This window comes from Enterovirga sp., assembly GCF_028290205.1.
In the GTDB taxonomy this organism is placed as follows: domain Bacteria; phylum Pseudomonadota; class Alphaproteobacteria; order Rhizobiales; family Beijerinckiaceae; genus Enterovirga.
The window spans coordinates 1-7,397 of the sequence record NZ_JAQGKF010000018.1; the positions used below are offsets into that span (position 1 = coordinate 1).

At 71.8% G+C, this 7,397-nt stretch carries 8 protein-coding genes; 5 read left to right on the forward strand and 3 right to left on the reverse strand.

The features are described 5' to 3' along the window. Positions 1-151: DUF2007 domain-containing protein (locus tag JWR86_RS01640; RefSeq protein WP_299559821.1), on the forward strand; the 151-nt coding region annotated here is incomplete at its 5' end. After that, positions 144-893, forward strand: a complete 750-nt coding sequence (locus JWR86_RS01645; RefSeq protein WP_299559803.1) for a methyltransferase — start codon at positions 144-146, stop codon at positions 891-893. The genes JWR86_RS01640 and JWR86_RS01645, both read left to right, overlap by 8 nt. A gap of 27 nt (positions 894-920) precedes the next feature. Here the strand turns inward: JWR86_RS01645 and JWR86_RS01650 are convergent, their stop codons facing one another. Continuing rightward, positions 921-1,271 (reverse strand): hypothetical protein, encoded by a 351-nt coding sequence (locus JWR86_RS01650; protein ID WP_299559806.1) that lies wholly within the window; start codon positions 1,269-1,271, stop codon positions 921-923. 118 nt (positions 1,272-1,389) lie between these two features. Continuing rightward, a complete protein-coding gene (locus JWR86_RS01655; protein ID WP_299559809.1) occupies positions 1,390-1,665 on the reverse strand; it encodes a hypothetical protein in 276 nt (91 codons plus the stop codon). 294 nt (positions 1,666-1,959) lie between these two features. Here JWR86_RS01655 and JWR86_RS01660 point away from each other — a divergent pair, with 294 nt between their 5' ends. The 3 genes from JWR86_RS01660 to glyS all read left to right on the forward strand — a co-directional run bounded on the left by JWR86_RS01660 (position 1,960) and on the right by glyS (position 5,826). Then, complete coding sequence (locus JWR86_RS01660; RefSeq protein WP_299559824.1) at positions 1,960-2,886, forward strand: glycine--tRNA ligase subunit alpha; 927 nt, start codon at positions 1,960-1,962, stop codon at positions 2,884-2,886. Continuing rightward, positions 2,883-3,305 (forward strand): hypothetical protein, encoded by a 423-nt coding sequence (locus JWR86_RS01665; protein WP_299559812.1) that lies wholly within the window; start codon positions 2,883-2,885, stop codon positions 3,303-3,305. The genes JWR86_RS01660 and JWR86_RS01665 overlap by 4 nt, the downstream gene beginning before the upstream one ends. A 79-nt stretch (positions 3,306-3,384) precedes the next feature. Beyond that, positions 3,385-5,826 (forward strand): glycine--tRNA ligase subunit beta, encoded by a 2,442-nt coding sequence (gene glyS / locus JWR86_RS01670; RefSeq protein ID WP_299559815.1) that lies wholly within the window; start codon positions 3,385-3,387, stop codon positions 5,824-5,826. Here glyS and JWR86_RS01675 read toward each other — a convergent pair. Next, complete coding sequence (locus JWR86_RS01675) at positions 5,823-7,046, reverse strand: flavin-dependent oxidoreductase (RefSeq protein WP_299559818.1); 1,224 nt, start codon at positions 7,044-7,046, stop codon at positions 5,823-5,825. The genes glyS and JWR86_RS01675 overlap by 4 nt on opposite strands. Positions 7,047-7,397: the final 351 nt, after the last annotated feature.

Here is a 7,397-nt window from a genome sequence, read left to right on the forward strand (position 1 = left end):
CCCGGTGCTCGTGGCCGATTCCCACATGGGTGCGCTCGAGGGCTCGATCGGGGCGTTCCAGCGCCGTCTGCTGGTCCCGGACGAGTGGGCGCCACGCGCCCGGCGCCTTGTCGCGGAGGCGGGGCTCGGCACCGAGCTCAGGGATGTCTGAGACGGATTTCGAGACCACGGAGGATCGGCTCCTCGGCGGAGCCGTCACGCTTCTGCAGCCGCGCCGCGGCCACCGCGCCGGCACCGATGCGGTGCTGCTCGCCGGACTCGCCGAGGTTCGGCCCGACGAGGTGGTGGCCGATCTCGGGGCTGCGACCGGCGCCGTGGGGCTGATGGCCGCCGTCCGGCATCCCTCGGCCAGGGTGCTGCTGGTCGAGCGCGATCCCGACCTCGCGGGTCTCGCCAGGCGCAACCTCGCGCTCAACGGGATGGAGGATCGCGGAAACATCGTCGAAGCGGATGTGTTCTGGCCGCCGCAGGCCCGGCGCGAGTCGGGGCTCGTGCCCGGGAGCGTGGACCTGGTGCTCACTAACCCACCCTTCTTCGAAGGCGAGAGTCGGCCGTCGCCCGAAAAGCTGCGCCGCGCGGCCCATGAGATGGAGGGCGGCACGCTCGGCGATTGGATTGGGAGTGCCGCGGATCTGCTGCGCCACAAGGGGCGGCTCGTCGCGATCTACCGCGCGGACGGGCTGCAGCGTTGCCTCGGCGCCTTGGAGCGAGCGTTCGGCTCGGTCGTGGTCACGCCGATCCAGCCCAGGGCGGGGGAGGACGCGTCGCGCATCCTCGTCGCGGCCGTGAAAGGCGGGCGCGCCCCGCTTCGTATCGCCGCGCCCTTTGTGCTGCACGAGGCCGGCGGCGGCTTCACGGCGGCGGCAGCCCGGTTGCACGACCGCCCGACATGAGAAGGGCGCCCGGAGGCGCCCTTCAGATCAGTAGCGGCGGAAGCACACCCGCCGCGGGCCCCACGGCGAGTCGCGGAATCGGCACACCACGGGCGGGCCGCCCCAGCCGCGGCGCGGGCCGTAGAAGCCGTAATGCGGGCCGCGGTAGCGGCGCGGGCCGTAATAGCCGTCGCCGCCCCGGTAGCGGCGGGGGCCGTCATAGCCGTAGCGAGGGCCGTAGCCGTAACCCGGGCCCCATTGCACCGTCTCGACGGCCGCCGCCGGAGCGGCTGCCGCGGCTGCTGCGCCGGCGGAAACGGGGGCGGCCGAAGCGGGGGCTGCCAGAGCCAGGCCGCCGAGCGCGGCTGCCGCAACGATCATGGACCGAAATCCGGTCATTCTGTCCTCCTGAAGGATGGTGGCGTCCGGCCAGCAGAGCCGTCTGCCCCGCCCCGATGTGCGGGACGGTGGCTGAACAAAAGCCGTCTGGCTGGTCGTGGAGCCGTTCAGCGAGCGTTTAGCGCGCGGCCGACCGGGCTTCCCGGGCGCAGCCCATGCGGTCCGCCTCGCCGTAGCCGGCATAGACGACCTTCACCTTGCGGGCGCAGCCGCTGGCCGAATCCTCGACCGTCATCGGCGCGGCGGCCACGACGGCCGTCGGCATGGCAGCCGGCATGCTGGCGAGCGTCGTCTCGTTGGCCGCGGGTTTCGCCATGGCGTCGCCAGCCAGGGCAACGCTGCCCAGAAGAAGAGTGGCGGCAGCCAGGCGGATCGCGATGAAAGGCGTGACCATGTTCCGATGTCTCCGTGCCCGGCTCTGTCCTGCTCTTCTTGGCGAACTGGCGGGCTTTCAGCTGTGTGGGGCCACACATGAAGCGTGGCCGTCTGGTTCGGGTGAAGAATGCGCAGTGGAGCTTGAATGTTCCCCGCCAAGCTGCGGAGACGGTTACTACTTGGCCACGTCCCAAGGTGAGCGGAGCGTTACTTTTGGGCGCAGCTTGACAGGTCCGGGGCCGTCCTTATCGGTGCAGCCATGATCACGCCTGCAAGCGCTCACGGGCCCGCCAGCCCGGCCGCCCTCCCGCATATGCGCCCGGAACGCTCCTTCCAGGGGCTCATCCTCGCCCTTCAGACCTTCTGGGCCGAACAGGGCTGCGCCATCCTGCAGCCCTACGACATGGAGGTGGGGGCGGGGACGTTTCACCCGGCGACGACGCTGCGCGCGCTCGGCCCGCGGCCCTGGCGCGCGGCCTATGTGCAGCCCTCGCGCCGGCCCAAGGACGGCCGCTACGGCGAGAACCCGAACCGGCTGCAGCATTATTACCAGTTCCAGGTGATCCTGAAGCCGAACCCGCCGAACCTGCAGGAACTCTACCTCGCGTCGCTGGAGGCGATCGGCGTCGATTCCACGCTGCACGACATCCGCTTCGTCGAGGATGATTGGGAGAGCCCGACGCTCGGGGCCTGGGGCCTCGGCTGGGAATGCTGGTGCGACGGCATGGAGGTGAGCCAGTTCACCTATTTCCAGCAGGTGGCCGGCTTCGAATGCGCTCCCGTCGCGGGCGAGCTGACCTACGGGCTCGAGCGGCTGGCCATGTATGTGCAGGGCGTCGAGAACGTCTACGACCTGAACTTCAACGGGCTCGACGGGGCCGAGCGTGTCACCTACGGCGACGTCTTTCTGCAGGCTGAGCAGGAATATTCGCGGCACAATTTTGAGCATGCCGACACGGACATGCTGTTCCGGCAGTTCCGGGACGCCGAGGCGGCCTGCAAATCCTACCTTGCGGCTGGCGACCGGGGCGAGCGGCACGAGATGGCGCTGCCGGCCTACGACCAGTGCATCAAGGCGAGCCACGTCTTCAACCTGCTCGACGCCCGCGGCGTGATCTCCGTGACCGAGCGGCAGAGCTACATTTTGCGCGTGCGCGACCTCGCCCGGAGCTGCGGCGCGGCCTGGCGCAAGACGGAGGGCGGGGGCGTGGCCCCGGCCGCCGTCCAGGACGCTGCATGAAGCCCGGATCGCGCCGCAACATCCGGGTCGCGATCACCCGCGTCTCCTACGACCTCGTCTGCGACGCCACGACCGATACCGGAGTGGCGCGCCTGACCGGCACCGGGACGCTGGCCGAAACCGGCGAGGAGCTCGGCACGGTGGAGCTCACCTTCTGGGGCTCCACCACGGCCCAGCTCCGCATGCGGGCCCGCAACTGGCCCGACCGGTTCGACGCCGTGTCGGGCGATTATTTCGGCGTCTCGACCGGGCCGAGCGAGAACCGCTTCGACGTGTTCCTGGCGGCCGAGCGCTTCTTCCGCCTGCTCGACCTCGCGCACGGCTCGCGCCGGGCCGTGGTGCGGCTCGCCTGCGACGTCACGCCGAACGGCCAATACGACCTGGTGCACGAGATGGAGATCTCGGCGAGCCGGGGCTGAGGCCCCGTCTTCTCGACAGAGGAGGAGGGCGGGGATAAGCGTCCGCGCTCCGGCGGCACCCGCCGCGACGCGAACATCCATGCCCGACCTCCTGCTCGAACTCCTCTCGGAAGAGATCCCCGCCCGCATGCAGGCCAAGGCCGCGGAGGATCTGCGCCGGCTCGTGACGGATGCCCTGGTCGAGCAGGGGTTCCTCTATGAGGGTGCCCGCGCCTATGCGACGCCGCGCCGGCTGACGCTGCACGTGGTCGGGCTGCCGGCCAAGGGCAAGGACGTCAGCGAGGAGCGCAAGGGGCCGCGCGTCGGCGCGCCGGACGCGGCGGTGGACGGGTTCGTGAAGAGCGCCGGCCTCGCCTCGCGCGAGGCGCTCGCGGTGCAGACCGACCCGAAGAAGGGCGACTTCTACGTGGCCCGGATCGACAAGCCCGGCCGCCCGACGCCTCAGGTCCTGTCCGAGCTCCTGCCGGCCGTCATTCGCAACTTCCCCTGGCCGAAATCCATGCGCTGGGGGGAGGCCTCGGCCGAGGCCGGCGCGCTGCGCTGGGTCAGGCCGCTGCAATCCATTCTCTGCACCTTCGGGTCGGAGACCGAGACGCCCGAGATCGTGCCGCTCCTGGTCGGCGGGCTCGTGTCCGGCGACGCCACCCGCGGGCACCGTTTCATGGCCCCGGCCCCGATCCAGGCCCGCCGTTTCGACGATTACGCGGCCGCGCTGGAAGCCGGGCGGGTGGTGCTCGACGCCGAGCGGCGCCGCGACATCATCCGGCACGACGCCCGCGACCTCGCCTTTGCCCAGGGGCTCGAGGTGGTGGAGGACGATGCGCTCCTGGAGGAGGTGGCCGGCCTGGTGGAATGGCCGGTCTGCCTGATGGGCCGCTTCGACGAGAGCTTTCTGCAGATCCCGCCGGAGGTGATCCGGGCCACCATTCGGGCGAACCAGAAATGCTTCGTGCTGCGCCGGCCAGCCGCGGCACCGGCGCCCGGCGGGCCGGAGGCCGGACCGGACAGCGCCGATCCGGAGAGCGCCGGCAGCCTCGCCCCGGCCGGGGTGGAGCAGATCCTCGCCAACAGCTTCATCCTGGTGTCCAACATCGAGGCGTCCGACGGCGGCGCCGCCATCGTGGCCGGCAACGAGCGCGTGGTCAGGGCCCGGCTGTCGGACGCGAAGTTCTTCTGGGACACCGACCGCAAGACCCGTCTCGAGGAGCGGCTCGGCAAGCTCGAAAACATCGTCTTTCACGAAAAGCTCGGCACCCAGTTCGAGCGTGTGGAGCGCATCGCGGCCCTCGCCCGCGAACTCGCGCCCGCCGTCGGTGCCGATCCCGGCGAGGCCGAGCGGGCCGCCCGCCTCGCCAAGGCTGACCTCACGACCGAGATGGTCGGCGAGTTCCCGGAGCTGCAGGGCCTGATGGGCCGCTACTACGCGGCCGCGCAGGGCGAGAGCCCGGCCGTCGCGGCCGCCATCGAGGACCATTATCGCCCGCTCGGCCCGTCCGACCGCGTGCCGTCCGACCCCGTGACGGTGGCCGTCGCACTTGCCGACAAGCTCGACACGCTGGTCGGCTTCTGGGCCATCGACGAGAAGCCGACGGGCTCGAAGGACCCCTACGCCCTCCGCCGCGCCGCCCTGGGCGTGATCCGGCTGGTGCTGGAGAACGAGCTGCGGCTGAGCCTCGCGCGAGTTTACCGCCTCGCCGCGAGGGCCGTGGCTCGTTCGGCCGGAGCCACACTGAAGTCGCACCTCGCGACGACGACCCGGCCAGCCTCCCCGGCCTCGGGAGAGGCGCCTGTCCAGCCCGGACCCGACATGCGCGAAGGTGCGGCCGAGCGGCTCGCCCAAGCGGTTGTTGCCGGAGAGAGTGACCTCCTCTCATTCTTCCACGACCGCCTGAAAGTGTATCTCCGCGAGCGCGGCGCGCGGCATGATCTGATTGACGCGGTGCTGAACGCCCACGGAGAGTCGCAAGGGCGGCACCCCGAGGCGCGGTCGCAGGCCGCGTCCCAAAGCACGGGTGGCGCCGGCTCCGCCGAGCCCCAGGCTTCGCCTACGTCCCAGGGCGACCAGGCGGGCGGGGCAACGGCGCCGGGCGGCGGCAACGACGACCTTCTCACTGTGGTGCGGCGGGTGGAGGCTTTGGGCCGGTTTCTCGCGACCGAGGACGGCCAGAACCTGCTCGCCGCGACCAAGCGGGCCGCCAACATTCTCCGCATCGAGGAGAAGAAGGACGGCCGCTCGTTCGACGGCATGCCCGAGATCGGGGCGCTGGTGGAAACCGAGGAGCGCTCGCTGGCGCTGGCCCTCGCCCGCGCCGCCGGCGCGGCCTCGGAGGCCGTCCGCGCCGAGGATTTCGAGGCCGCCATGCGGGCGCTGGCCGAACTCCGGCCCGCGGTCGACGCCTTCTTCGACAAGGTCACGGTGAACGCCGAGGACCCGGCGCTGCGCGAAAACCGCCTCAAGCTTCTCGCCATGCTGCGGCGGGCGACCCGCGAGGTGGCGGATTTCGCGAAGATCGAGGGCTAGCGCCGGAGCGCCGCCGCCCCGGCCCGGCCCCGCACGATGGCCTCGCGCTCGGGGAAGGGCATCACCGCCTCGACATCCGCGAACCCGTCCGGCGCCAGCGCCTCGACGGCGTCGATGACGCCTTCCGGCCCGCCCTCGCGGTTGGCCAGCACGATGGCCGCCGTGGCCTCGCGGCGCGCCCGCTCATAGGCCCGCAATCCCTGGCGCGGGTGCTCGGCCGCGGCGAGGGCGTCGGCCAGCGCCCGGGCGTCGAGAATGGCCTGCGAGGCGCCGTTCGAGCCGACCGGGTACATCGGATGCGCGGCGTCGCCGAGCAGCGTAACCCGCCCCCGCGTCCAGACCGCGAGGGGATCGCGGTCGCACATCGGGTATTCCCAGAACGGCTCGGTCGCCCGCATCAGGGCGCCGAGATCGACCGCGCCGACCCGGAATCCGGAGACATGCGGCGCGAGATCCTCCCACCGGCCGGGCCGAGACCAGTCTTCGCGGCGGGGCGGCTCGGTGCCGGGCTCGCCGATGCGGCCGATCACGGCCCAGTTGGTGAGGCGGCTTCGCTCCGTCTCGCCCGCCGCGATCGGGTAGCAGACCGCCTTGGCCGAGAGCCCGCCGGCCACCACCATGGAGGCTCCGTCCAGGAAGGCTGGCCAGTCGCGGGCGCCGCGCCACAGCATCAGCCCGTTCCAGCGCGGCGGTCCCTCGTTCGGGACCAGCGCGGCCCGGACCGCCGAATGGATCCCGTCAGCCCCGACCAGCACCTCGCCCCGGGCCTGCGCCGTGCGGCGCCCGGTGCGGTCGAAGAACCAGGCCGAGACCCCGCCTTCGTCCTCCACGAAATGCCCGAGCCGGCACCCGGTCCGGATCGCATCCGGCCCGAGCCGCTGGAGCACAGCCTCGCGGATCACGGCCTGGAGGCGGCCGCGGTGGATGGAGAATTGCGGCACGGGGTGGCCGGCATGGAGCCCGCGCGGCTCGCGCCACACCTCCTGGCCGTTGCGGGTCAGGTAGATCAGTTCGTGCGTGCGGATGGCGACGGCGTCGAGCGCCGGGAGGAGGCCGAGCTCCGCGAGTTCGGCGATCGCCTGGGGCAGGGTGTTGATGCCGACCCCGAGCTCGCGGATCTCGTCGGCCTGTTCGTAGACGGTGGCCCGGATGCCCCGGGCGTGTAGGGCGAGCGCGGCCGTGAGCCCGCCAATGCCGCCGCCGGCGATGATGACCTGCATGATTGCGCAGCGGCCTAGTGGCCGCCCTCCCGGCCTGCCCCGAAGCCGCTGCGGGTCTCCTCGCGGGCGGGGGTCTGCACCTCGAACCTCTGCATCGGTCGCGCTCCTCGCGGGCGCACGTAACGCAGTGCCGCGGCTGCGTCACTCCGCCGCGAAGCCGAAGGCCGGCTTCGGGCGCGGCCGTCCACGGTTCGGTGCGACGGGCAGCCGCGGTGGCCGGTGAGCTTTCATCAATCTTACCCATTCATGTTCCGGAGAATGGTGACCTCGCGCCTCCTTCTCTCGTGGCTCCTGCTCGGCGTGCCACTGGCCGCCCCGGCATCTGCCGCGCCCGCATCGGAGGCCCAGCCG